Origin of the sequence: Congregibacter sp., from assembly GCF_047617445.1 — a bacterium.
Lineage (GTDB): Bacteria > Pseudomonadota > Gammaproteobacteria > Pseudomonadales > Halieaceae > Congregibacter.
The window spans coordinates 1-23,714 of record NZ_JBLGBE010000053.1; the positions used below are offsets into that span (position 1 = coordinate 1).

General features: G+C 53.8%; 21 protein-coding genes and 2 tRNA genes. 11 read left to right on the top strand and 12 right to left on the bottom strand.

Annotated features, from left to right (window positions below; translation table 11 throughout):
- The first annotated feature begins 156 nt into the window (after positions 1–156).
- From ACI9KD_RS12025 to ACI9KD_RS12045, 5 genes are all read left to right on the top strand, one after another.
- Positions 157–522 carry a hypothetical protein gene (locus ACI9KD_RS12025; protein WP_414981416.1) on the top strand — a complete coding sequence of 122 codons (366 nt, stop codon included), beginning with the start codon at positions 157–159 and terminating at the stop codon, positions 520–522.
- 207 nt (positions 523–729) lie between these two features.
- Complete coding sequence (locus ACI9KD_RS12030) at positions 730–1,272, top strand: DUF3833 domain-containing protein (protein ID WP_414981417.1); 543 nt, start codon at positions 730–732, stop codon at positions 1,270–1,272.
- Positions 1,272–1,709 carry a DUF3429 domain-containing protein gene (locus ACI9KD_RS12035; protein WP_414981418.1) on the top strand — a complete coding sequence of 146 codons (438 nt, stop codon included), beginning with the start codon at positions 1,272–1,274 and terminating at the stop codon, positions 1,707–1,709. Before ACI9KD_RS12030 ends, ACI9KD_RS12035 begins: the two co-directional genes overlap by 1 nt.
- A gap of 79 nt (positions 1,710–1,788) precedes the next feature.
- On the top strand, positions 1,789–3,072 hold the full coding sequence (locus ACI9KD_RS12040) for an acetyl-CoA hydrolase/transferase family protein (protein WP_414981419.1): 1,284 nt from the start codon (positions 1,789–1,791) through the stop codon (positions 3,070–3,072).
- Positions 3,073–3,165: 93 nt separating this feature from the next.
- A complete protein-coding gene (locus ACI9KD_RS12045) occupies positions 3,166–4,167 on the top strand; it encodes a zinc-dependent alcohol dehydrogenase family protein (RefSeq protein ID WP_414981420.1) in 1,002 nt (333 codons plus the stop codon).
- Positions 4,168–4,249: 82 nt separating this feature from the next.
- On the opposite strand, the gene ACI9KD_RS12050 is transcribed toward ACI9KD_RS12045, so the two are convergent.
- Complete coding sequence (locus ACI9KD_RS12050) at positions 4,250–5,371, bottom strand: PilT/PilU family type 4a pilus ATPase (protein ID WP_414981421.1); 1,122 nt, start codon at positions 5,369–5,371, stop codon at positions 4,250–4,252.
- Positions 5,372–5,485: 114 nt separating this feature from the next.
- Between ACI9KD_RS12050 and ACI9KD_RS12055 the strand changes: the two genes are divergently transcribed.
- A tRNA-Arg gene (locus ACI9KD_RS12055) sits at positions 5,486–5,562 on the top strand.
- A 446-nt stretch (positions 5,563–6,008) separates the two neighbouring features.
- The gene (locus tag ACI9KD_RS12060) at positions 6,009–6,737 is read left to right on the top strand and encodes a GNAT family N-acetyltransferase (RefSeq protein ID WP_414981422.1); all 729 of its coding nucleotides are present in this window, start codon (positions 6,009–6,011) and stop codon (positions 6,735–6,737) included.
- 189 nt (positions 6,738–6,926) lie between these two features.
- Here the strand turns inward: ACI9KD_RS12060 and ACI9KD_RS12065 are convergent, their stop codons facing one another.
- The 3 genes from ACI9KD_RS12065 to ACI9KD_RS12075 all read right to left on the bottom strand — a co-directional run bounded on the left by ACI9KD_RS12065 (position 6,927) and on the right by ACI9KD_RS12075 (position 9,081).
- The gene (locus ACI9KD_RS12065; protein WP_414981423.1) at positions 6,927–7,202 is read right to left on the bottom strand and encodes a hypothetical protein; all 276 of its coding nucleotides are present in this window, start codon (positions 7,200–7,202) and stop codon (positions 6,927–6,929) included.
- 48 nt (positions 7,203–7,250) lie between these two features.
- Positions 7,251–7,547, bottom strand: a complete 297-nt coding sequence (locus ACI9KD_RS12070; protein ID WP_414981424.1) for a hypothetical protein — start codon at positions 7,545–7,547, stop codon at positions 7,251–7,253.
- A gap of 502 nt (positions 7,548–8,049) precedes the next feature.
- Entirely contained in the window at positions 8,050–9,081 is a 1,032-nt protein-coding gene (locus ACI9KD_RS12075) for an AraC family transcriptional regulator (protein ID WP_414981425.1), read from the bottom strand.
- A 140-nt stretch (positions 9,082–9,221) separates the two neighbouring features.
- On the opposite strand from ACI9KD_RS12075, the gene ACI9KD_RS12080 reads away from it, so the two are divergent.
- On the top strand, positions 9,222–10,115 hold the full coding sequence (locus ACI9KD_RS12080) for a metal-dependent hydrolase (RefSeq protein ID WP_414981426.1): 894 nt from the start codon (positions 9,222–9,224) through the stop codon (positions 10,113–10,115).
- A 41-nt stretch (positions 10,116–10,156) separates the two neighbouring features.
- Here ACI9KD_RS12080 and yeiP read toward each other — a convergent pair whose 3' ends face one another.
- On the bottom strand, positions 10,157–10,732 hold the full coding sequence (yeiP, locus tag ACI9KD_RS12085; protein WP_414981427.1) for an elongation factor P-like protein YeiP: 576 nt from the start codon (positions 10,730–10,732) through the stop codon (positions 10,157–10,159).
- Positions 10,733–11,258: 526 nt separating this feature from the next.
- On the opposite strand from yeiP, the gene ACI9KD_RS12090 reads away from it, so the two are divergent.
- Both ACI9KD_RS12090 and ACI9KD_RS12095 read left to right on the top strand, forming a co-directional pair.
- A tRNA-Arg gene (locus tag ACI9KD_RS12090) sits at positions 11,259–11,335 on the top strand.
- Between the two features lie 17 nt (positions 11,336–11,352).
- Positions 11,353–12,624 carry an amidohydrolase family protein gene (locus ACI9KD_RS12095; protein ID WP_414981428.1) on the top strand — a complete coding sequence of 424 codons (1,272 nt, stop codon included), beginning with the start codon at positions 11,353–11,355 and terminating at the stop codon, positions 12,622–12,624.
- A 58-nt stretch (positions 12,625–12,682) separates the two neighbouring features.
- Here the strand turns inward: ACI9KD_RS12095 and ACI9KD_RS12100 are convergent, their stop codons facing one another.
- The 6 genes from ACI9KD_RS12100 to ACI9KD_RS12125 form a co-directional block, all read right to left on the bottom strand.
- Positions 12,683–14,986: a hypothetical protein gene (locus ACI9KD_RS12100; protein ID WP_414981429.1), complete on the bottom strand. Its 2,304-nt coding sequence runs from the start codon at positions 14,984–14,986 to the stop codon at positions 12,683–12,685.
- A 1-nt stretch (position 14,987) separates the two neighbouring features.
- Entirely contained in the window at positions 14,988–16,055 is a 1,068-nt protein-coding gene (locus ACI9KD_RS12105) for a hypothetical protein (protein WP_414981430.1), read from the bottom strand.
- 15 nt (positions 16,056–16,070) lie between these two features.
- Positions 16,071–17,489 (bottom strand): hypothetical protein, encoded by a 1,419-nt coding sequence (locus tag ACI9KD_RS12110; RefSeq protein WP_414981431.1) that lies wholly within the window; start codon positions 17,487–17,489, stop codon positions 16,071–16,073.
- The gene (locus ACI9KD_RS12115; RefSeq protein ID WP_414981432.1) at positions 17,482–18,816 is read right to left on the bottom strand and encodes a DUF1552 domain-containing protein; all 1,335 of its coding nucleotides are present in this window, start codon (positions 18,814–18,816) and stop codon (positions 17,482–17,484) included. The genes ACI9KD_RS12110 and ACI9KD_RS12115 overlap by 8 nt, the downstream gene beginning before the upstream one ends.
- The gene (locus ACI9KD_RS12120) at positions 18,813–20,537 is read right to left on the bottom strand and encodes a DUF1592 domain-containing protein (RefSeq protein WP_414981433.1); all 1,725 of its coding nucleotides are present in this window, start codon (positions 20,535–20,537) and stop codon (positions 18,813–18,815) included. Before ACI9KD_RS12120 ends, ACI9KD_RS12115 begins: the two co-directional genes overlap by 4 nt.
- A 79-nt stretch (positions 20,538–20,616) precedes the next feature.
- Complete coding sequence (locus tag ACI9KD_RS12125; protein ID WP_414981434.1) at positions 20,617–21,903, bottom strand: cytochrome c; 1,287 nt, start codon at positions 21,901–21,903, stop codon at positions 20,617–20,619.
- Between the two features lie 291 nt (positions 21,904–22,194).
- On the opposite strand from ACI9KD_RS12125, the gene ACI9KD_RS12130 reads away from it, so the two are divergent.
- Positions 22,195–23,091, top strand: a complete 897-nt coding sequence (locus ACI9KD_RS12130) for a creatininase family protein (protein WP_414981435.1) — start codon at positions 22,195–22,197, stop codon at positions 23,089–23,091.
- A gap of 33 nt (positions 23,092–23,124) precedes the next feature.
- Here the strand turns inward: ACI9KD_RS12130 and ACI9KD_RS12135 are convergent.
- A partial coding sequence (locus ACI9KD_RS12135) for an aspartate/glutamate racemase family protein (RefSeq protein ID WP_414981436.1) occupies positions 23,125–23,714 on the bottom strand: 590 nt, incomplete at its 5' end.

The window sequence follows — 23,714 nt, forward strand, 5'->3', positions numbered from 1 at the left end:
CTATATAGCTAGTGTTGCGGGGTCGCGGCCAGGCAAAGCATGAATGAGGGGATGACCTAGTCACAATTTATGACACAAATTTGTCATTTTGCTGACACATAACTGTCATATTTCATCGCTATTGTGCCGTTCATCGAACTAATGAAGGTTGCGGCCATGATGTTTCGCAATTTGTGTGTACTGATGTCGCTTACAGCGACACTGAGCGTGCCTACGCAAGCGCTTACCCTAAGCTCTGTCGAGCTGGATGCGGCAGCGCAACTGGGCTGCGTACTAGCTGACGATGCTCTGGGCTACCTCAATGAAGACCAGTTCAACGATCGCTTCGACGACGTCGTGGGTGGCCTGCCGGATGCTCAGGTTGATGTTATCTACGCGAAAGCGTTGGGTTATATTGACGGGTTATTGTTTGGCGTGACGTCGGGTGATTCTGCTATCGCTAATCGTCGCTTGGAATCCTATAGCAATAGCGGAAGCTGTGCTTATGCTGCGCAGGCCGTCAGCCGTACTGTGTCTCTTTAATTTTTTAGGTTCCCGGTGATCCACCGTGAACCTAGGGCCGTAAGATAGCTAAGTTTCAATGGTTGCGGTGCACACCATCTGTTCGCTAGATGCGCATGTTTTAAACCCGGTCGTTTGGCCGGGTTTTTTTTGCCCCTCATTTGGCAAAACTGATCTTGGCACGGTTTTTAAGCGTAACCGATTCACTTCCACTACTAAAGCTAGCGCATGATGTCCTACAGACTCCTACTGGTGTTCACTCTGCTTTGCGCGCTCAGCGCCTGCAGTAGTATTTCCGTGGATGATTACGCCGACAAGCAACCGGTGTTTGATCCTCAGGTTTTTTTCAATGGTCCTCTCTTGGCGAGTGGGCTGCTCAAAGATCGTAGTGGGATGGTTGTTCGCCGTTTCACCGCGGATATCAACGCCTACTGGCGCGACGGTGTTGGGACGCTTGAGGAAGACTTTGTATTTGATGACGGCGAAGAGAGTCGACGGGTTTGGACTCTGACCCCCGCAGCGGATGGGCAGTTTATAGCGACCGCTGGGGACGTGGTGGGAGAGGGGGTTGCGAGTGTCGCTGGCAACGCGATGTTCCTCGACTACGTGCTCCGCGTGCCCTATGGCGATCGCAGTATTGATCTGAGAATTGATGATCGCATGTATCTTCTTGGCCCGGATCTTTTGATCAATGAATCGCAGATGCGCAAGTTTGGGTTGCGCGTAGGTGAAATCGTTCTTACGATTCGGCGATTGGGATCTGCGCCCTGATGTCTATGCGCTTGATGCAGGTTCTGAGTGTTGCGGGTCTGCTGCCATTTGTTGCTGCGGCCCTGGGGGTGATGTTTCTCAATGATCTGTTGCTGGCGCTCTCCCAGCGAACCTTCCTTCTCTACTCCACCGCCATACTGTGCTTTCTTGGGGGTACGCTTTGGGGGGAAACACTCTCGGCCCCCTCGGTGGGTCACGGGGCGACGATCCTGATCAGCAATGGCATCGTCTTGTTTGCCGTTCTTGCCATGCTCACCGCTCAACCATTGCTTGCTGCAATACTGTTAATGCTAGGGCATCTGATGCTGCTTTGGTACGAGCGACAGCTGCCGCAAAGAGCTCTCTGGTATACGCGTATGCGAAGTTGGGTAAGCTTTGTTGTCGTACTTTCCCACCTGATGTTCGCTATTGGCTTGATGTGGCGTGCTCCTCTGTAGACTGAAAGTTTACGCATTGCAGCTACAGACCATCGAAGGCTAGACTCTCGCCTCGATTCCACCCTGGGACAGCCTACACATGAAGTATTGCGATAGCGCCTTGGATGCAGTGAACGCCATTGAAAGTGGCGAGTTTATCTGGTGCCATTCTATGGCCGCGACCCCGGTGCTGCTTCTTGATGCCTTGGCGGAACACGCGATTTCTCGTCAGAACATCACCTTGATGCAGCTTCACTTGGAGCACGCGGACAAAGTCACTGCACCCGAGATGGAGGGGCACCTTCGGCATCGCTGCTTTTTCGCCGGTCGTGGAACGCGAAAGCTGATTAATGATGGGAGGGCGGATTACGTACCCATGTTTCTTTCGGAGATCCCCAAGTTGTTTCGCAAGGGGGAGCAGCGTGTGGATACGGCTTTGATTCAGGTGTCTCCGCCTGACCGCCACGGTAACTGCTCTTTGGGTATTTCCGTGGAAGCCACCAAAGCCGCCTGTGATGTTGCCGGAAAAATTGTTGCGCATATCAATCCCTTGATGCCGCGGACCCATGGTGACAGCTTTATTAATGTGCGCGATATCCACAGTGCGTTCCAGCTCTCCGAGCCGCTCATCAATGTGAGCAGTGCCGGCACGTCAAGCATCGAATCACGCATTGGCGCTCATGTCGCGAGTCTTGTGGAAGATGGCGCCTGCTTGCAGATGGGTATTGGCGCCATTCCTGACGCAGCTTTACGCTGCCTTGGGGGTCATCAGAACCTGGGCGTACACACTGAGATGTTTTCTGACGGGGTGCTGCCCCTGCTGGAGTCCGGCGTGATTAACAACTCCCAGAAAAAAGTTGCTAAGGGTAGAAGTGTGACGGGTTTCGCCATGGGTAGCGACGAGCTGTATGCACATGTGCATGATAACCCTGAGGTCACTTTTCTCGATATTGAATTCGTCAACAATCCCACGGTCATTGCAAAAAATTCCCGGGTAACCTCCATTAACAGTGCCTTACAAATCGATTTATCAGGACAGGTCTGCGCAGATTCTATTGGACACCAAATCTACTCAGGCGTCGGCGGTCAAGTCGACTTTGTCCTTGGTGCAACGTATTCGGAGCATGGTAAGTCGATCATCGCGCAGCCAAGTACCGCCCAGAAGGGTACCCTGTCGCGACTAGTGACCACGCTGGCGGCCGGCGCCGGTGTCGTGACGACACGGGCACAGGTCGACTACGTGGTAACGGAGTTCGGAGTGGCGCAACTTAGGGGAAGATCTCTTGGACAGCGAGCCTCTGACCTGATCGCTATCGCGCATCCTGACTTTCAAGAGGAGCTCGCTAGAGAGGCACGAGACACGCTAAAACTCGTTCTACCTTAATGTGTGAATCCGTCGCGTTTAGCTGAGTGCGAGCCGCGCTAAGGTCCTGCCGCGGTACAAAACAATCGATAAGCCTAGTCAAGGAGTAAAGCCATGCAGTGCATACAAATAACAAAGCCAGGAGGTTTGGATCAGTTAAAGCTTTGCGAGGCGTCCTCGCGCGCGCCGCAGGCGGGAGAGCTCCAGGTACGTGTACACGCCAGTTCACTGAACTTCCACGACTATCTTGTGGCGGCCGGGCTGCTTCCCGTGGGCGAGGGACGCATTCCCATGTCTGATGGCGCGGGAGAGGTTGTTGCGGTGGGAGAGGGCGTTTCGGACTTCGCTGTGGGCGACCGTGTGATGAGTTGTTTCTTTCCCAACTGGCAAGAAGGCGAGGCCACATTGGAGGGTCTTCTTGGGGTGCCCGGCGATCACGAGGACGGCTTTGCCAGCCAGAGCGTTACCATGTCCGCAAAGGGGTTCTCTCCTATGCCGAGGCATATGAGTTTTGCCGAGGCTGCGACACTGCCTTGTGCGGCGCTTACCGCATGGCGTGCGCTTGTGGAGGAGACAAATTTACGCAGCGGTGACTGGGTACTTGTCCAGGGCACGGGCGGTGTAAGTATTTTTGCTTTGCAAATCGCCAAGCATCTGGGTTGCAAAGTCATCGCGACCTCCTCAAGTGAGGCAAAGCTTGAAAAGCTTCGAGCCCTGGGCGCCGATGAGGTAATCAATTATCGCGAGGAGCCTGAGTGGGGTCGCCTTGCCAGTGAGATGACCGGGGGTGTGAGCCTGGTCGTTGAGGTAGGCGGGCCGGGAACTGTGACGCAGTCAGTTCGCGCGCTTCGCATTGGTGGGACTATTAGTATGATCGGCGTGCTTACGGGTATTTCTGGGGATGTGCCCCTCGCGGAGTTCTTTCAGCGCAACGCCGTAATGTCCGGAATCACCGTGGGGTCTCACTTGCATCAGGCGAACATGGTTAAAGCGTTTGAGGAATGGGAGTTAAAGCCGGTGTTGGATCGTAGCTTTGAGCTTGCCCAGTTGGGGGACGCGTTCCGGTATCAGGAAAGCGGGCAACACTTTGGGAAAATAGTGCTCAATCTTAACTAGAGCCCTTGCGACTTGAATACGCAGGCCCCGGGGCAGGGGCAGGAAAGTGCCTGCCCCGTAGATCCTCTTCGTCAAGCTTGGCTTATTTTCTATCGATCTCGTCGAGCTGTAAATCTATGTCGTCGAAGGCATTGCCTTTGTTCAAGCGAATGTGCAGTGACACATTATTCTTTGAGTCAGAGTACTCGACAGCCGTTTCTGCAGAAATCGTGCCTTTTTCGTAAAGCTCAATAAGTGCTTGGTCGAAAGTACGCATCTGATACTTAGCACCTTGTTCGACGGTGTTCCGAAGCTCCGTAAGGTCCTGTTTGGTGATCAGGTCCTGGATCCGAGGCGTGTTAATCAATATTTCCATCGCAGCGCACTTCCCGCCGGCGATTGTCGGCACGAGTCGTTGCGAGACGATTCCCCGCAAGTTTTGCGCTATGCGTACAACCTCATTGCCCTGATCTTCGGGTGGGAAGAAGGTCATCATTCGTTCCAGCGCCGATACTGCGTTGTTTGCGTGCAGCGTTGTAAGACAGAGATGGCCCGTGTTGGCGAACTTTAAACTAAATTCCATGGTCTCGTGGTCACGGATTTCACCAAGAAGTATGACATTTGGTGACGAACGCATGGCTGAGCGAATACCCGTGCTGTAGCTCTCGGTATCGACGCCGATTTCCCTTTGGGCCACGACTGAGCGCTTGTGGTTGTGGAGGTATTCAATGGGGTCTTCAAGTGTGAGGATGTGACCTGCAGCATTGGTATTGCGATAGTCAATCATTGCTGCGAGGGACGTGGACTTACCGGAGCCCGTTGCCCCCACCACTACGACCAGGCCGTTTTTTTCCATTACCAGGTCATTGAGTATCGAGGGTAAGCCCAGTTCTTCCACCGTAGGAATATCGTTTCGGACATAGCGAAAGACCAGTGAGGTCTCGCCGCGTTGACGAAAAGCGGAGCCACGGAATCGTCCAAGGTTGGGGACGCCGAGGCTGAAATCCACTTCGCCGTGCTCTTCAAATTCCATGATTTTCTTGTCAGAGGCAATGCTTCTGAAAATGTGATCGGTTTGCCCTGGCTGCAATTTCTCTCCGATCCAGGCGAAGCCAAAGGGTCCCTTGATGAGAATTTTCGCCCCGGAGTGAAAATAGATATCCTCGCCATCCTTATTGACCATTAAGGCCAGATAAGGCGCGATCTCGAGATCCATGTCGCCCATCGATTATACCTCTGCTGCTGTGATCAGAAGTATGGCATTGCAGCGGCGGTGCGAAAAGCGTTCTTTGTCGGCTACGAAGCAAGACTGCTTTCCGATAGAATGGCGATCGCCCTTCCGCCTGTAGCTCAGCAGGATAGAGCAGCCGCCTCCTAAGCGGCAGGTCGCAAGTTCGATTCTTGCCAGGCGGACCAATGCTAAGGGATGTTGGGATAAGCATCTGCTAACGCAATATTTCTGGGGTGCAGATGGGGTGCAGATGGGGTGCTTCAGGGCCCTGGAATCGCGGCATCAAAGCCTACGGGCTGCGCTACGCTAAACCACGCAAAAATAAGTTTCTTAATGACTCAGTAACCTCAATGGGCGCTACAGCGATTTAGCGCGTCTGGGGTGCAGTAAAACCGTAGCTATCACCATGCAGAACCACTCCCATAATTTAAGGCGTCACAGCCCTATGGATAGCCTCATTCGCTCACCGCAGGGGCTGACGGTAGGATCGCTGAAGGAGCAGCGTAGCACTCTGGTAGTAGAGCAGTCAGGGGTGTAGTGGTGAGCATCTATTCAGAATTAAATTTTTGTTATGTTGCGGGGTGTACTGAAATCGTGCCTCCTTTATCAATCCAAATTTCAGGAAAATGCCATGTCTACATTTAAAAATAAGCTGGGCCAGGCCGTTGGCGCGCCAGTGGCGAACTGGCGAGGCTGTGCACATCCGCGCGGCGCCGTTATCGAGGGTAGGTTGTGCCGCCTGGAACCCGTCGACGCGGATCGGCATGCACGGGATTTGTTTGCCGCATTCAGCGAAGATCATCGTGCAGGCAACTGGACATACCTGCCCTATGGACCATTTGCAGGTGAAGATGAGCTGCATGAGTGGATAAAGGGTACCTGCCTGGGCGATGATCCCTGCTTTTTCAGCATCATCGATCTGGCGAACGGCCAGGCAGTTGGTGTTGCCAGCTATCTACGCATCGAACCTGCCATTGGAGTTATCGAGGTTGGACACATACATTTCTCGCCGTTGATACAGGGTCGATCCATTTCAACTGAAGTCATGTATCTGATGATGCGGCAGGTTTTTGAAGTGCTCGGATATCGGCGCTACGAATGGAAATGCGACTCTTTGAACGGACCGTCCTGTGCGGCGGCAACCCGATTAGGGTTTCTGTTCGAAGGGATCTTCCGCAAGGCGACCATGTACAAGCAGCGCAACCGCGATACCGCCTGGTATTCAATTCTGGATCACGAGTGGCCCGCGGCCCGCACTGCATTCGAAACCTGGCTGGATTCGGCCAATTTTGACGATGCCGGGAAACAGCGCCAACGTCTGTCCGACTTGATGCAGCCGCTACTGAGCGTGCAGCGCTAGGCAGGCTTTTGCCAGCTGCCCGGTTATGGGTGTGCAGTTGTTCCCACTCGAGAGTGAATTCGCATACTGTCTGGCGAAGTTGATGGTTATCTTCGCAATCTGATCGGCTGATCATTCGCCAATTTGGATTCATTCGCATTGACGATTCGTTTACACGTTTAAGGTGACGTGTCATGACCGGGTGAGTGATCAGATATTCGCGCCCAGATAAAAATAGACTGATCTGTTGTCATCCTCGCTGAATCCATAGGCGATGGCGATAGGGCCGAGCTTGCTGTCGGTGCTCAGATAGATGCTGCCGGCCTTGATCAAATCGCCAAAATCGATTGATTCATCGGCAGGCCAGACGTTGCCTGTTTCAATACTTGCGCCGGCAAAGATGGGGAAGCTCTCCAGACCGAAAAGGCTGCGGCCAAGATTGTACTGGTAGGCAATTACCCCGAACGCTTTTTCGTTCCCGATCAATGCATCCTTGTGGTAACCGGAGAGATTGAGAAAACCGCTGAGTTCAACCTACTGGATGCTTTGATCGAGTTCGCTATTGAGAAATGCGAAGGATGCTTCGCCAATGAAACCGTGATTACCATGAGTGAAGGCACCCTTCCAGTCGACCAGAGTTCGCGTGCTGCGATATAGTTCATTGTCGGTACCGTCCCCCAAAAGCTGCTCTCCGTCGACGTCTTCCTCGCGATGAATCAATTGAATGGTGAAGCGATTGCCGTGGCTTGGAAAACGGATGCGATCAAGTGAATCGTAACCGTAGCGCAGGTATACGTCGGGGGTACGGTATTCCACGTCTTCAATAAACACCTCGTTCCTCAAGTAGCCATGCTCGGTGGTAAGGCCGGTCTCAGCGGTAGAATAGCGATTAAGTGTGTATCCCAGTCCGAGATCAGCCCGATAAGTTTTTTTTCGAGAATCAGTGCGCGTTCATTGTCGATAAAAACATTTTGGTCTACGCGACTGTAGTCAAAAACGGCCGACAGAAAGTTACGTTGGATTCGATCCAGCGGCAGATGGAGCTCACTGCGATACTTCCTTTACGGTACCTTTTCGCCGCCCACCCGCAGGCAATGGGCAAGGTGCTGGGTATCGTTTACCGGGCGATCTCGATCTATCTGAGCATGGACTGCTGCGTGTTCTAGTTAAAGCATGAACGAATATGAATTGCCTCCTCACTGATGCGAGTACAGTTGCGGGACAATAGGTAAGCTTTTCGCGTTGTGTGGGGGTCACCGATCAAGACGGACCAGACGATCTGGTCGACACCCCCCGTTTATATTTCTTACACTCGTTAACCGTTCGTTTACAATTATCGTGGCCAGGCCTGATGTGCCGTGCTTGTCGCTGCCTGCCTTACCTCCGAGGGTGTAGTACCCGACCAGCGCCTGAAAGATCGACGAAAATTTGCCGCGTCACTGAAGCCCAGTAAGCAGGCTATTTCCGACACTGGCAGATTGGTGCCTTTCAGGTATTCGCCAGCCAGGCGATATCTGACCTGATCCAACAACGACTGAAATCGATTCCCCTCTTTAGTCAAGTGTCGTTGCAGCGTGCTTTCGCTCATATGTAATAGCTGCGCCACCTTTGCGCTGGTGGGAAACTCCGAACCTGTCTGCAATAATATTTGCTGCACTCGCTCACTGACCATGCCACCCGAAACATCTCGTGATATCAGCCGATCACATTCTCTTTTGAAAATATCTCTGGCGATCGGGTTAGAGGTTGAAATGGCAGAGTTGAGACTAGCGTAGTCAAAAAACATCGCGCTGCGAGGCGCGTTGAAGCGCACCTCAGGCCCGAAGATCGCGTGGTATTGGGCTAGATTTTTCGACGATGCGTAGGCCAACTGCAAGTTGATAATGGCGGTTTGTCGCCCCAACAGAATGCCACCACTGTTTATGACCGCAGCGTATAGTACTTCTGTGTAAAAACGCTGCAAGTCCTGGGGCAGGTGCGCCGCTTTAACCCAAAGCTCAAGCTGGTCTTCGTGACGCTCCAGCTGCACACCAATGCTGGGCAGTATCACCCGGTTATAGCGCACCAGCAGGTTGAGGGCGTCTCCAATTGTGGCGCTGGTCATCAGCGCATATCCGAAGATGCCCTGCGACGCGATGCTAATCTGGCTACCAAATTTCAAACCCAATTGGCTGTCTTTGGACAACGACAAGGCATTGGTACACGCCGTATCAAGTTGACTGGCACTTAAATTCAGCGTCGCCTGGGCGTCAGTCTCGGCAATACCTGTACCGTGGAGGAGCTGCTTCCGCGATATGCCCGCTGGCTCCAGTACCTGCAAAAGCGTTGAGATGTAATACGCGTGCACAAATCCCCCTGATGGCATTTAACCCGCCAACAGATGGTATATAACCCCCAATATGAGCGGATATGACCCGGTTAATGACTCTATATAACTCCTATGGATGGCTGTTTGTCAACTAGGATACTCCCACACGTTACGACAACGACACGCGGAGCATAGTAATGACATCGAACAATGGAGCACAAAACCGGGCCATAACGGACGCGACTCAGATAGCCAGTCAGGCAACCACGCCGGCGTCGGTGCAGATAAAGCCACGCAATCGCTCACATGATATCGCCGAGGCGTTGCAGGGCGAATGGTTAGACCAGAATGCGTTCTTGACGGCCGTTTTCAACGGCATGTCTATCACCTTTCCCGCTGGAGAGAAATTCTTCATCGACAGTGTGCGGCATTTCGCAGGCGACGTGACTGACCCTGTGTTGAAGGATCACATTAAAGGTTTCTGCGGGCAGGAGGGTTTTCACCGCCGCGAGCACCAGCGCTACAACGAAGCTTTGTGTGATGCACGCGGTTATGACCTGGCAAAACTGGAAGGGAAACTGACCCGTCGCCTTGTCTGGGCGCAGAAAAACCTCTCGCCCCTGCAAAACCTTGCGATTACCGTCGCCATCGAGCATTTCACCGCAGTCCTGGCAGAATTGCTGTTGCGTCCCGAGTCAGTGATGAACAATGCGGATCCGGCAATGCGTGATCTGTGGCGCTGGCACTCGGCTGAAGAAATGGAACACAAATCCGTGGCCTTTGATGTTTATCGAGCAGTGGGTGGCAGCGAAGCGTTACGTGTGGCAGTAATGAAGCGCGCATCCTTCTTTATCGGTTTCGAATTGATGCGAGCCACGTTTTATATTCTGCGCAAAGACAAGCAGCTGTTTAACTTTTCCCTCTGGCGTAGGGGCCTAGCTGGTTTGTTTGGCGAGCACGGTGCCTTCAAGGGCGGTTGGGCGCCTTACAAAGAATTTTATGCACAGGACTTTCACCCTTGGCAGCAAGACACGCGGCAATTATTAGTGGACTGGGCTGCAGAGGCTCCGCGTGATGCGCCGCACCTATAACTCGAAATAGCATGGATGAGTGTTGAAAAGTTGAGCGGACTCTATTTAGAGTCTGCTCTACTGATAAACTTACGATCTTCTACGCTCACCTTAATCGTCTCGCCCGTAGCAATGTACTCAGGGACTTGCACGGTCAGACCGGTAGATAACAATGCCGGCTTGGTCCTCGATGTCGCAGAAGCGCCTTTGACCGATGGATCAGTTTCCATCACCTTTAGCTCAACACTGTTCGGCAAATCTAGCGCAACAGGTGCATCTTTAACAATGACGACCTGCATTCCCTCTGTTGAGTCATTGAAGAAAAGGATTTGGTCCTCGATGGATTCTTTATTCAAGTTATATGGCGTGTAATTTTCTACATCCATAAAAACATGTTCATCCCCATCGACATAGGAAAACATAACTGGCCTGCGAATGACATCACCAAGGTTTAACATATCTGAATCCTTGAAGGTCTCGTCAATTTTGTTGTTGCTGATCACATCGTACATGCGCATGCGGTATATGCTGCCGCCAGCACGGCCTTGCGGAACAGAGCGTTCAATGTCCCTTACTATGTAGGTGTTACCGTTATATTCGATAGCGGTATTCTTTTTAATTTCACTTGCCTTTGGCATTTCTTCTAACCCTGAAATAATACGTAGATCGAGCTTTCAAAAGCGCTCGGCTAACGCTCAGTCTGACACCTTTGAGAATTGTAAGAAATAATACTTGGTGTTTGAAGGGCACTCCTCGCCACCACTGCGGCGACATCAAGGTTATCTTGCTCTAAGCTGCTTTTTGCTTGAACCCAGAATCTACCTATCGCCTCGGGCCAATGATCCGGCGCAACTCTCTCTTTCGCGGCCAACGGCAACACTTTGAAGTCATGTATAGCCCCGTAATCAGCGGCAGACCAAAGGGTCATTACGTAAGAAGCGCAGCTTATTCGGTAAAGCGCTAGATCTTTGCCGTGGTATTCCTGATGTTTACCTAGTTCCCACCAACTCATATCCATAATCCCCTTGATTTGTTTACAGACCGCCAATGACTTCATCATAGATAACTTGAATGTGCTAGGTGACTCTTTAGCTTTGATACAATCAGGCGGTTAGCGGTATATGTACGCCATTAAGTACCATCATAAGTACAACCATAAATCTTCCGCCTGTAGCTCAGCAGGATAGAGCAGCCGCCTCCTAAGCGGCAGGTCGCAAGTTCGACTCTTGCCAGGCGGACCAATTAATAGAGGCTATAGATGAATCGCGTCCTTTCGGCCTTACTTTTCAGTAGTTGTATTCTGATTATGTTTCCTGCGAAAGCGGAGGTAACACGGCTGGAGCCTACCCATGTTTTTGATGGCAGCCAGCTCCATGATGATTGGGTGGTCATTGTCTCGAACGAGTCCATCCTCTACGCCGGGCCCAAGGGCGCAGCGCCTACAGTCAATGTAGACGACGTGTTGCAGCTTCAAGGCCAGACATTGCTTCCGGGACTCATCGAAGGGCACTCACACGTGCTTTTGCACCCTTACAATGAAACGCCTTGGAACGACCAGGTGCTCAAGGAATCCGAGGCTGAACGGGTTGTTCGTGCCGTAAATCATGCCCGGGACAGCCTTTTTGCAGGCGTCACGACTATGCGCGACCTCGGATCTGAGGGTGCGGGCTATGCAGATGTTTCTGTGCGAGATTCCATCGATAAAGGCTTGATACCCGGTCCCCGTTTGATTGTAGCTGGCCGAGCCATTGTGGCGACTGGAAGTTACGGTCCTAAGGGCTTTCACGAAGGCGTTACTGTGCCATTGGGCGCTGAGACGGCCGACGGCTTTGATGATTTGATTCGTGTGGTACGCAGCCAAATTGGACGCGACATCGATTTTGTAAAGGTTTATGCAGATTATCGCTGGGGTCCCTCAGGGACAGCAGCAGCAACCTTTTCTGTAGACGAGTTGACAACAATCGTAGAGACCGCGCGAAGCAGCGGGCGCGGCGTTGCGGCGCATGCTTCAACGGCCGAAGCTATGCGTCGCGCTGTGCTTGCGGGGGTGGAGACGATCGAACATGGCGACGGCGCGACGCTGGAAGTACTGCGTTTGATGAAAAAGAGGGGTGTGGCGCTGTGCCCGACATTGGCTGCCGGAGATGCGATTGCCCAGTACGGTGGCTGGGAGAAGGGCGTGGATCCCGAGCCGGAGCGTATTGTGCGTAAGCGGGAGTCTTTCAAGGCAGCGCTTAAAAGTGGTGTCGATATTTGTTTTGGCGGCGATGTGGGCGTTTATCCGCATGGCGACAACGTGCGAGAGTTGGAAATGATGGTCGAGTATGGGATGACGTCTGAAGATGCTCTGCGTGCTGCGACGTCTGGAAACGCGGATATTTTTCATCTCAGCGCTCGCGTGGGACGTCTGAAGTCAGGACTGCTTGCCGATCTCGTTGCTGTAAAAGGCAACCCCCTGGCTGAAATCTCTGCATTGCGGGACGTGACACTCGTTATGAAAGGCGGTGCTGTCTACGTCGAGCCCAACTGAACGTTCCCAAGGCACGCCTCACTTCATCACCTCACTTCATCACCTCACCTACTCACCTCTAAGGTGAGTAGGTGACTTCTTCGGACGGCTGTTGTGCGCGGGTGATTTGAGCACTTCCGATGTTATCCAGAATGAGGACGCCATTATCACTTTGATCAAACTCGAAGCGGATGTTGCTGATGTTGGATAGTGAGAGCTGTGGGTTGGCATTCACAAAAGCGCTGAAAGGGATCTCAACGTATTGCAATATCGGCTCCCAGTCACTGTTGTAGTCTTTTTTGTTTCGTTCCTCGTTTTTCATATACTGAACACGTACCGGTGGTATTAGTTGAGCATACCGGGATACCTGGACCGTCGCTTCTTGTGCGTCGTGGGTGACGAGACTGACGCTGAAATCCGCAATCGTGGGTATCGTCGCAGGGGCGTCTTCCGTTGCCGGACCCGGTTTTTCTGTAGATCCACTCACGGAAAATACAAGCGCACGATCCTGAGAAACTGACTGAGTATCGCTTAGCCCAATGGTGTAAGCCGCTGCGGGCTGCTGCCAGCCGAGCACCACTGCATTGCTGCCCTGGAGACGTTTGTCTCGATGTTTTAAGGCTTCTTCTCGCCACACTGACAGATTTTGTGCGTCAACGCTGGCATCTTGCTGGCTCGCCGTACTTGCGTTGATATCCTCTTCAAAATCGGCAAAGGCTTCGAAGCTCGAATCCATGAACTGATGAACATAGGTCCGCTGGGGAAGCCAAGATGCAAGACTGCGGGGATCTTTCAGGAACGGCAAAAAGCGATCGTCATGATGCAGAGAGCTCTCTAAAAATGCGGAAATATAGACTTTGGCGGCTTCGCGTTGCTCGGCACCGGGAATGATCGGCGCGGTATTCAGCTCCCATGCGCCGGGGGGGGAGTAGTCATGACGGCCCCAGCCCGTGTTGAACTGTCCGTGATTAGCACCGTGCAGATACACGCCGGCCTTAAAGGAATACTCCTGCCCGCTGTAGCGGATTCGGTTCATCTGGCGCAGACCGTGGAAAGCAGGCTCATCACTGTCGTAGCTTCCGTGGATACTAAAAAAGTCCACATCTGTCAGTTGTACGCGGCGGTGATAACGCTGGTCGACCTGCGCAATGGCGACGAGGGCACGAATGTTGAAGTCGTAGTTAAAGCCGAGCGTAGCGTCGTCAGGGAAGTGAGACAGGCGGTTAAAACTATGGGCGATAGAAACGGCCTCGCCGCCCCTCGAATGACCAATGAGGCCTATATTGTCGAGGTCTACCTTGGATTCAAATCTATGCCCCGGTGTTTGATTCCAATCCCTCCACTGAGCAATATGCTCTAACAGTAGCCATGCTCTGGCTGCCATCTCTTTGCCTTGGAAATCTCCAGACCAGCTACCGTTGATATAGTTTTGATCGACGGATACCGCGATGAATCCACGACTAGCCAGTAACTCCCCCAAATAGGCATAGCCGTCATCTGAGTAGTCTTCCATCCCATGATTGCCGTGCACGATAAGTACGAGAGGGTAGGGGCCTTCGCCGCTCGGCATCCAGACATGACCATTGAGGGGGGCTTCTGCGAGCCCAAAACCCCAGTAGCGCTCGCGCATACTCTTCTTGAAGTCCTTCCATTCCGGCAGCAGTTTTCTCGCGTCGACGACCCGACTCTCAATATCTCGATTCGTCCCAAATTCCGGTCGTCGAACATTGTTTCCAGCGCCGTAGGTCAAAGTGCTGACAGTGTAAGTGCCGGGCGCTGCCGGATTACCGAGCGCTGGAGGAGCTTCGAAGGCTTGAGGATAAGCGCCGTCGTCGGGATAGGGATCGGTACCCGCACCCACTAAGCCTCCCAGGGAGTTGAGGCCTATGGTGACCAAAGCGACGGTCGCGATCAGGATTATGGCCTTGCGGGGTGCTTTGAGTGCGCCAAACTTGCCTCGTAACAACAGAGCCGTAAGGCCGGCGATCGCTGTGACGGCCAGAACCATAGCCATGAGGGATAGAGCTGAGAGGGCTTCCAGGTCGAGCGCCATGGACCACGGCTGTTGGTCCAACAGCGTTCTCGCAATATTGGCTGGACCGTTCTTCTTGAGGACCCATATAGTGAGTAATGCGCCGCCGATGACACTTACTGCGGCTAAAGGCATACCGCGTATGCCTGCGAAAACAAGGTATATGACGAGTGTAGCGATGGCAACGACGGCTATGCCAAGCGCAAGGCCCATAAGCAGTTCCAGCGCATTGCCAAGGCCGGTGTCCATAAGCGCGACGTTGATGGCGCTCATGACAATCACAGTGGTTGCGGCTGCGAGGGAACTCACCGACCAATAAGGATTGCTATGGGTGGAGCGTGGGCGTTTCAATTTAGTCTGACTCCGTGTGGACTATGAATACTTGGCGCATCTTTACATCTAATGCCGTGGAAATAGCGGTATTGGCACCCGTATCTGGACTTGGGTAGGCGTCCGCGAGACGACGAAGCGCCTTGTAGAGAGAAATACCTGATATCTGACCGTTGCTCAGATGGTGCGTTGAGTCATTACGTATCAATTGGTAGTACCAACTGTTGATGTCCGCATAGCCTGCGACCAGGCCTGTGGCGCCTTCGGGAGTCAGTTGGAGTTCAAGCCGCATGTCCCGAATGATTTGGATCGTAGGAACACTCAGGTTCATCCAGGGAATCACCACTTCTTCGATGGGTTCTGTGCGCAGAACGCCGTCTTCGATGCGTCCAGTGGTGTGTCGTATGAGGCTTTCACCCCAGCGGCGATCAATTCTTTGCGATCCTCCGGGAACCACGTTTAAACCGGTCGCATCGGTCAGCAAGCGGTCTCGTCCGCGGTATAGGCTGACGGTGACTGACTCATCGCTTCGAAGATCATCTACGTCGCCCAGTTCAATCATCATGCGGCTGTAGTTTTGGTCGAGAATGGCCTTGTTCTGAAATATGTACTCCACCCCGTCGGGACCTCTAAAACCGATCACGCAGCCCACAGCACGATAGACTTGGTTATCGATTCCCTTGGAGCCGTCAGGGTGCTCAAAATCGTCATCGCCTAAGGCATCATCAAGATTGAGTCCCCAGGAGTAGGGGCCTTCGGCTTCCCGAAATTCAAAACCGTCTGACTCGGTACTTGGCAGCCAGGTTTGAACTTCCTGACGCAGTTGAGTGTCTTCAACGGTCATCGCCGTGTGATTAGGATAGAGTTTCTCGAACTGCTCCCGAGGTCCGTCATTAAAGCCTTCGGGGCACTCTTCTTTTGCATCCGGAGTCTGGTAAACGGCCCAGAACAGATCGGTCATGGCATAGCCAATTTTTCCGTCGCGGATGGCAGTTTCAACAGTCTGTGCCTTTAGCTGTGTACTTCCCGCCACGGTCCCCACGAGGACTGCGGCGACAACGGCCGATAAATGGAAAATACGAGTGATCACTGAATGCCCTTCATATCACTGAATGCCCTTCATATAGTCATCGCGAACCCAGAAAGCCAGCAAGCCATTCCGTTTGCCGCGCCATTCCCCGGTGCCCGCACCGTTGACGTCTCCCGGGCGCTGGTCGCCCGCAAAGGTATAAACCGGGCGGTCTCGAAATGCCCAGACGCGAATCCCCCGAGGGTTCTCAGCATGCGCTAAACGCCCGGTACTTGGATCGATATTGAGAATACTCCAAGCCCGGTTGCTGCTTGTTTGTGAATCTTTGGCCACTACATAGGGCCAATGTTCACCGCACTTTTGAGCGTCACCACCACCGCATATCGCCAGACGATAGACCTGAGTATCTTCTGGATGATCACAGGCAAGTTGATCTACCGAGTCATCTCCGCATTGATAGCTGTAAATGGTTTGGCCATCTGCAGTTGCCAGAACAGTGCCAGCGAGGGTGTGTTGCAAGGTAAAGCTCGATGGTATAACTGGCGCGGCCTGCGTAAACACATTGCGCCAGCCAGGTTCATCGCTGCCGACCTGGCTCCAAGGCTCGGGATCCAAGGTGTAGGTGTACAGGGGGGCTCCGCGAAACACCCACTGATTGATGCCTGGAGCCCGCTCGAGAATCGACCACTCACCAAAAGCTTTAGCCAGGGCCGGTGCCAAAATGGGGCTTCGTTCTTTGAGACAAGCATCCACGCAAGCCGAGGATTCGATGGAGTCACCCTCAAAGGCATAGGCAGCGTAATTCTGATTGGTGGTAAGCAGCCGCCCCATGCTGGTAGTTTTGATGGCAAAACCTGGAGGCAGTTCGGGCGGCGGGCCGGCCGGAACGCGACCGGCAGGAGAGTCACCATCGCCACCGCCGTCCGCGCCGCGTCTTCGTCGCGAGCCGCCGTAGGTGTCGCCCGCTTGTTTATCGCGCACCGAGGTGTACAGGGGTTGTTCTTTGTAAGCCCATTGGCGCGCACCGTCCCTGCGCAGAACGACGCTCCAGTTTCCGATGGCTTGAGCATTGCCCTCAGCCAGTACCGGAGGCCAAAGATCCGTGCAGCTCGGACGTGTATCCAGTTCCGGCAGCTGCAGTCCTGGGGGGTAGGGGCTCATTAATCCGGCGGTGACAGTGATCACCTTGTCGTAGCAGGCTGTGTTACCTGCGGCTTCCCCGCTGTAACCATTGCGCAACTTGAGTTGTGGCCAGGTGTAGAGCGTTTTGCCGTTTCTGTCGGCGAACACGGGGCCTTCGAGTTCCGTGGCTTCTACATGAAAGTTCGGCGGCAGCGGCACGGCCCGGAATACTTCGCGAGCAGTGCTTTCGCTTTCTGTGAGCACTTCTGAGTCAGCCGCTAGCGTGGACTGAGTGAAGGCGCTGCACAGCAGGCAGAGCGCAAACCGCGGGATCGACAGGATGTTTATCTTTACTTGGAACGACTTAAACAAGTATTTCACCGATGGCATCGGAGCTTGTGTTGCTCTTAGAACCCCAGCTATCAATATCCAGACCCAGAAGCCGCTGGGCGGTGTAACCCAATCGACAGCCGGGGCTGCCGCCCCCGTCGATGTGCAAGCCGGTCTTGATTTTGCCGCCGGCATTACCAGCGGTGAACATCGGGATTCCGTCGATGGCATGCATCTTTGCAAAGGATTGGTCGGTGGTGGCGTAGATAAGGGAATTATCGAGTAAGGATCCGTCCCCCTCACGAAAGTCAGCAAGGGCCTGCACGTAATACGCCCACTCTTCCATCGCGCGGCGGGTGTACCAGGATACATTCGGTTGGTAGTGCAGAGACCCGTCAACGGCTTCTTCGTGCGTTGCCGTGTGGTGGGGTTTGTCGTATCCGGGTTTGGTGGTGGCCGAAAACGCAGATGCATAAAACATGTTGAACACCCGGGTTTGATCGCAAGCCACGGCCATGAGCATAAGATCAGTCATGATCCGATGGCGCTTGGATACCAAATCCGCATCGAGTCCGCTGGGCATGTCTTCCGGGGCCTGTGCAATGATGCAAGCCTCACGAGGATCGGGCTTTGTTAATTGCAGATCAAAGCGACGTTCGAGATCCCGGATGCCACTGAAGTACTGATCCAGGCGTGCGCGATCTTCAGCGCCCAGTGACTGATTGAGTTTTTTTGCATCTTCCTGCACCGATGACAAAGCGCTCTTTCTGATCATCAGTCGTGGGTCGGGAGCAAATGCGTCTGCATTAGGGTTTTGAAAATCCGCGCCAAAAAGACGCTGGTAAAAGCGCAGGGGAGACCATTCTGGAGCGTTCACAGAGTTACCTGCTTCGTAACTGAAGCTGTCACGAACATCGCCGGTTGCGGTAGCGCTGAGGCTGCGAAAACGGGTCTCGTTGCCAAGTTTCCTTGCGATGGAGACATCGATTGTCTCTCCGGGCCGATTCGGCCGGGACGTGGGAGCTATCCCCGAACGCAATACGACCCAGCCTGAGTGATGACAAAGATTGGGAGCATCGTCTTTGAATACATCAAAATTGGTAAACAGGTTGATGTGCTTCTGGATTGGCGCAAGCGATGCAATCTCCGGAGGGAGGTCAAAATTTGCGCCAGTCTTCTTGGGAACAAACACGTCCCGGTTCATGCCTAGTCCCCAGGACCATGTGCCAAAACGCGTTGGCAGCGATTCTCCTGAGGCGAGTGCTTTACCGTTCCCGTCCAAAAAAGCATCCAGGAAGGGCAGGGCGACGCTGACAGCGGCACCTTGGAGTGTCCCTCGAAGAAAGCGGCGGCGATTTAGTCGGCTCATCGATTGGCCTCTTCGTGACTACCCGCGAGGTCATGTTGAGTACTACCCGACGGTGGGCGTGATAATGCGCTGTTTTCTGCTACGGCCAACGCGTTGGGAGCTACTCTGGGTTTTCGAATAGAAGAAAAGGCTTCGCTTAGACTCAAGTCACGAAGGAGAGTGGACACCCGATGTTCACTGGCCACGAAGCGATCTTCGAAGCGCTTCAAAATATCGCGGTCATAACGCAACGATACCGGTCCCCCCGTACCGTAGGCATAAAGCCGATTGACCAGGCAGGCTGAGAGTTTAGGATGATTTCGCATGGCGACGCCGAGGCCTTCAATGTCATCGAAGAATACACCGTCGAGTTCTCCGCTAATGTCCAGAACTGCTCCGTTTTCAGTATCCCGATAAGCGCCGGCACCATCAAAGTTTTCCAGCGCAAGCCCCATGGGGTCAGTGATTAAGTGACAGCCGGCGCAGGATGGATTGGTGCTATGTACCTTTAGGCGTTCTCGTGCTGTTGGGACATCGCCCGCGTCTTCGAGCGTGGAAAAATCCACATTGGGGGGCGGATCAGGAACGTGCTGGCACAGAAGCAGTTCGCGCATCGCTTTGCCTCTTAGCGTGGGTGAACTGCGCACCGCGTGGGAATTGGCCGCTAAAAAACTCACGTGCGTCAGCAAGCCGGCTCGGTGGCTCTGTTCGTCAAATGTATAACTCTTCCAGCCCTTTCCTGTGGGGATGCCATAAAGTGCCGCCAAAGACATCGACATAAATGTCTTACGGGTGGTGAACAGGTCACGGTAGTCAGCGTCCTCTACCAAGAGGTGGTCAATAATGGTTCGCAAGGTTTGCTCCCGGGCATCAGCCAGGGTTTTTGCGCTTACCTTGGGGTAGACAACAGGATCCTTTGCAAGGCTATTGAAGTCATCAAAGGCGAGCATGTCGTCAAAAAACGCACGCATGCCTACCTCCAGTCTGGGGCTGCTCATGAGGCGTTCGACAGCGGCCTCGCGTCCAGATGGCGTATGCAGCGAACCACTCTCAGCGGCGTCCAAAAGCGCCGCATCGGGAGAGGCGTTCCATAGGAAAAAACTCAAGCGCGATGCCAAGGCGTAGGCATCCAGTCGCATACTTTCCGTTGTGGTCGGATCAGGCTCCACGTGATCTATGACGAACAGGAACTCAGGGCTGATTAGCAGCGCTTCCAATGCCAGAGCCAGACCTTCGTAAAAGTCCCCGGTCTTATCAGCAGCGCTTCGCGCGACGATCACAAGGTCCTCGAGTCGTCGATCATCCAGGGGGCGCCGGAATAACAAGCGTCCGCTGTCTTCAATAAAAAGCTGTGCGCAATGGTCGTCGGGACGGGTCTGGTGGGCGGGTTCACAGGGCACGAGATAAGCGCGGTGATCATTGTCCACAACCTGAGCTGCAATCTTAGTAGCGGCCAGCTGAATTTGAGAGACCTGGTCAGATGTTAAGCCAACAAAGGATGCACCAGAGGCGAGGAGACCCTCTTTGCGAGGTAGCGGTGGGAGGGGCGGGATGACGCTTTCACTGATGTCGCTGCCGAAGGTTTGCGCGATGCTGTTGTTGTACTGGTCTCCCGTCAGGAGTCGAACGCGTAACTCAGATGCTCCCGAGACCGGATCTACGGATTTTTCGCTGCAGGCCGTAAAAAGTAAGCAGCTCGCGAGCAAAACTGCCAGAGAACGGGTTAGAGAACGGTTTATCAAGCGTTATCCCTCATACCGACGGCGGGCGTAATCATAGCACTGCTGAGTGTTTTGGCGGTTTTAGCTACGACGTCCATAGTTACTCTGCGCGTTGACGAGCGACATGCTCAGGTGTGACGGCGCCGGCGTTATTATCCCAAGAGTGACGGATAAATGTCGCTACGGCGGATACTTCCTCGTCGTCCAGAATGTACTGAAACTCGTCCATAGGCTCTCGCCATTTAGGGCTCAGTGCCGGTTTTGGGGCTTTGGGGCTATACAGGATTACGTTAATCATCGAGGCGGGGTTATCTGCCTGCACGACAAGGCTACCTTTGTTGAGACGGGGGGCCATCTCTGGGTCGCCCTCACCTGTGGGAAGATGACAAGTGCCGCAGTGCAGATTGTAAATGGTTCTGCCACGACCCAGGACAACGCTGTCCGGCTGCGAAGGCTCGGGGGGGTCGATCGCCGGTAGAGCCTTTAGGTACACGGCCATGGCCTGAATATCTGTGTCAGATAGGTGCCGGGTACTGTGCATAATCACTTCGTTCATAGGCCCAAAGGATTCCAGAAATTCATTTCGGGCGGTTTTGAGATAGGCCTCCAGGTCGGCCTCAGACCAAGGTCCTAGTCCTCGAGTTGATGCAGTAAGGTTGGGTGCGGACCAGGGTCTGGTCACCCCCGGGGCCACGCGATCGGAATACTCGCCGCCGGCCATTTTCTCATTGTGTTGCTCGGCCCCCAGTAGGTTGCGTGGTGTGTGACAGGCACTGCAATGAGCTAATGCTTCCACGAGGTAGGCGCCGCGGTTCCATTCCGTGGATAGATTCTCGTTCACTTCATAGGCGCCGGGCTCAAAAAACATCAGCTTCCAGAAGGCCATTAGTGAGCGCATATTGAAGGGAAACTTAATGTCGTTGTTCCGATTGTCACTACTCACTGCCGGAATGCTTTTCAGGTATGCGTAGAGTGCGGCTACGTCCTCATTACTTACTTGTGTAAAAGAGGTGTAAGGGAATACGGGGTATAGGTGGTCGCCGTTGGCGCTGACGCCATGACGCATAGAGTTTAGTAAGTCCCAGTCGTTCCAGAGTCCTATTCCGCTATCGTCATCGGGTGTGATGTTGGTGGAGTAAATAACGCCAAAGGGTGTGTCGAAGGCGAGACCGCCGGCCATGTACTCTCCGTCGGGCGCCGTGTGGCAGCTCGCGCAATTGCCGGCCACAGCCAGATACTCTCCGTGTTCGATAAGCGTATTTCGGTCCGAAGACACCGCGGCGATGGGTCCCGCGCCCTTGTCCACGGAGGTTCCTAGCAAAGCGAAGGTGGCCGCCGCTAAGAGTACGGTGACTGACAGTAGAGCAATGGCGCGGCGCAAACTCATCAATTGAGAGACTCGAATCAGGTCCAAAGTGTTTTATCGCCAGCTACGCAGAGCGGCAAACGTGCGCAGCTATCCGGCTGCGGTGCAGTAGCGCAGAAGCCATTACCAATCAAGCACGCAGCCCTGTCAAGTTTCGACCTCGAAACTTCTCGCGAGTATCGGTTGTAAGGCGCACAACCCAGGAGTTACGCCGGATTTTTAGGTAGCATTAAGCTCATGTGAGAGCATGGGGTCGCGCAAGCTCAGACCACAAGTCATCCAGCGTGTTTACTGAATTGATCGGAGAATGGAATGCGAAGGCTATCAACGTTTGGACTGCTTGTGGCAGCGGCACTATGCGCGGCTTGTACCGGAGCTGCACAGGGCGACAGGGACCCGTCAGCTAAAGCGTTGGGTTCTGCGGACCCCTACCTTAGCAAGCTTAATGCGAAAAGACCGATCGAAGCCAGGCAGTCCTATTGGCTCGAAGAATTGACCTGGATGGAGGTTCGAGACCTTGTTGCTTCAGGTCACACTACGGTCATTATCCCTACCGGCGGTGTTGAGGAGAATGGACCCTACCTGGCGACGGGAAAGCATAACCTCATCCTCGAAGCTAGCTGCCCGGCAATCGCCAGCCGCCTCAAGAATGCGCTTTGTGCACCTATCGTGAAATTTGTGCCAGAAGGCGATATTGATCCTCCCTCAGGAGCTATGCGGTTTCCTGGAACCATCAGTCTCAGCGCTAGCACCTACGAGGCTTTGCTGAGCGATATCGCAAGTAGTTTGAAGCAATCGGGTTTTACGAACATCATCATGATTGGGGACAGCGGTGGTAATCAGCGGGGCATGCAAGCGGTCGCTGCCAAGCTGAACGAACGTTGGGCCGAGTTGCCCGTCCGGGCGCATTTCGTCAAAGAATTTTACAGCCCGGGTTGGGACGCCGTAGAGAAGTTCACGACAACCGAGCTTGGCGTTGAGGAGACCCGCAAAGATGGCTACCACGATGATATTTGGGTCACGGCCATGATGATGGTCACGGACCCTACGCAGGTGCGTTTTGAGGAGCGTGTGCTGGCAGGTCGCGCTTCAATCAATGGCGTGCCCATCACACCGCTAGAAGACGCGGTGGAGCTGGGTCGACAAATGATTGGGTTTCGCGCGGACCTGACCGCAGAGGCGATCCGCAGCGCAATAAAAGAGAAATAGCCCGATTACTCTTATCGCCTGCTACTGGATTGTTTAAGCGATACCCGTGCCGCTGGCTTGGGCGATCACCGCGTGTGCCAAGATGTCCTGCGCGTCGTAGCTGGGCAGAGCTGTGTGCAGTTGCTCAGAGATTACAGACAGTTCGGTGCAGGCAATGAGTAAGCAATCTACGTGCATAGCTTCTAGAGTTTCGGCGCAGCTCTGCATCGCCGCGTAGCCAATACTGTCGCCGGCATTACCTTTGATAGCGAAGATTAGCTCCATCAATGCGCGTTGCTCCGCCGCAGGGGGATAGACGACCTCCGCACCCCGGGAACCGAACCAAGGCTCATAGAGCGCAATGGTAGATAAGGCCGATGAGGCAAGCAGACCCACGCGCCTGAAGCCGGGTTGTTGATCGGCAATATGCGCAGAAACCAATTCCATAATATTCAGGAACGGGATGTCCACCGCTGACGCCAACTCGTCGTAGTAATGGTGCGCGGTGTTACAGGGCATGGCGAGAAGGTCAGCACCCTGGGCTGACAGTTGCTTGGCCATGTTGGTCAAAACGGGGAGAGGGCTTGGTCCGGTTTTGTCGATCAAGGCTTTGATACGTGACGGTACTTTGGGATTGTTGTCTA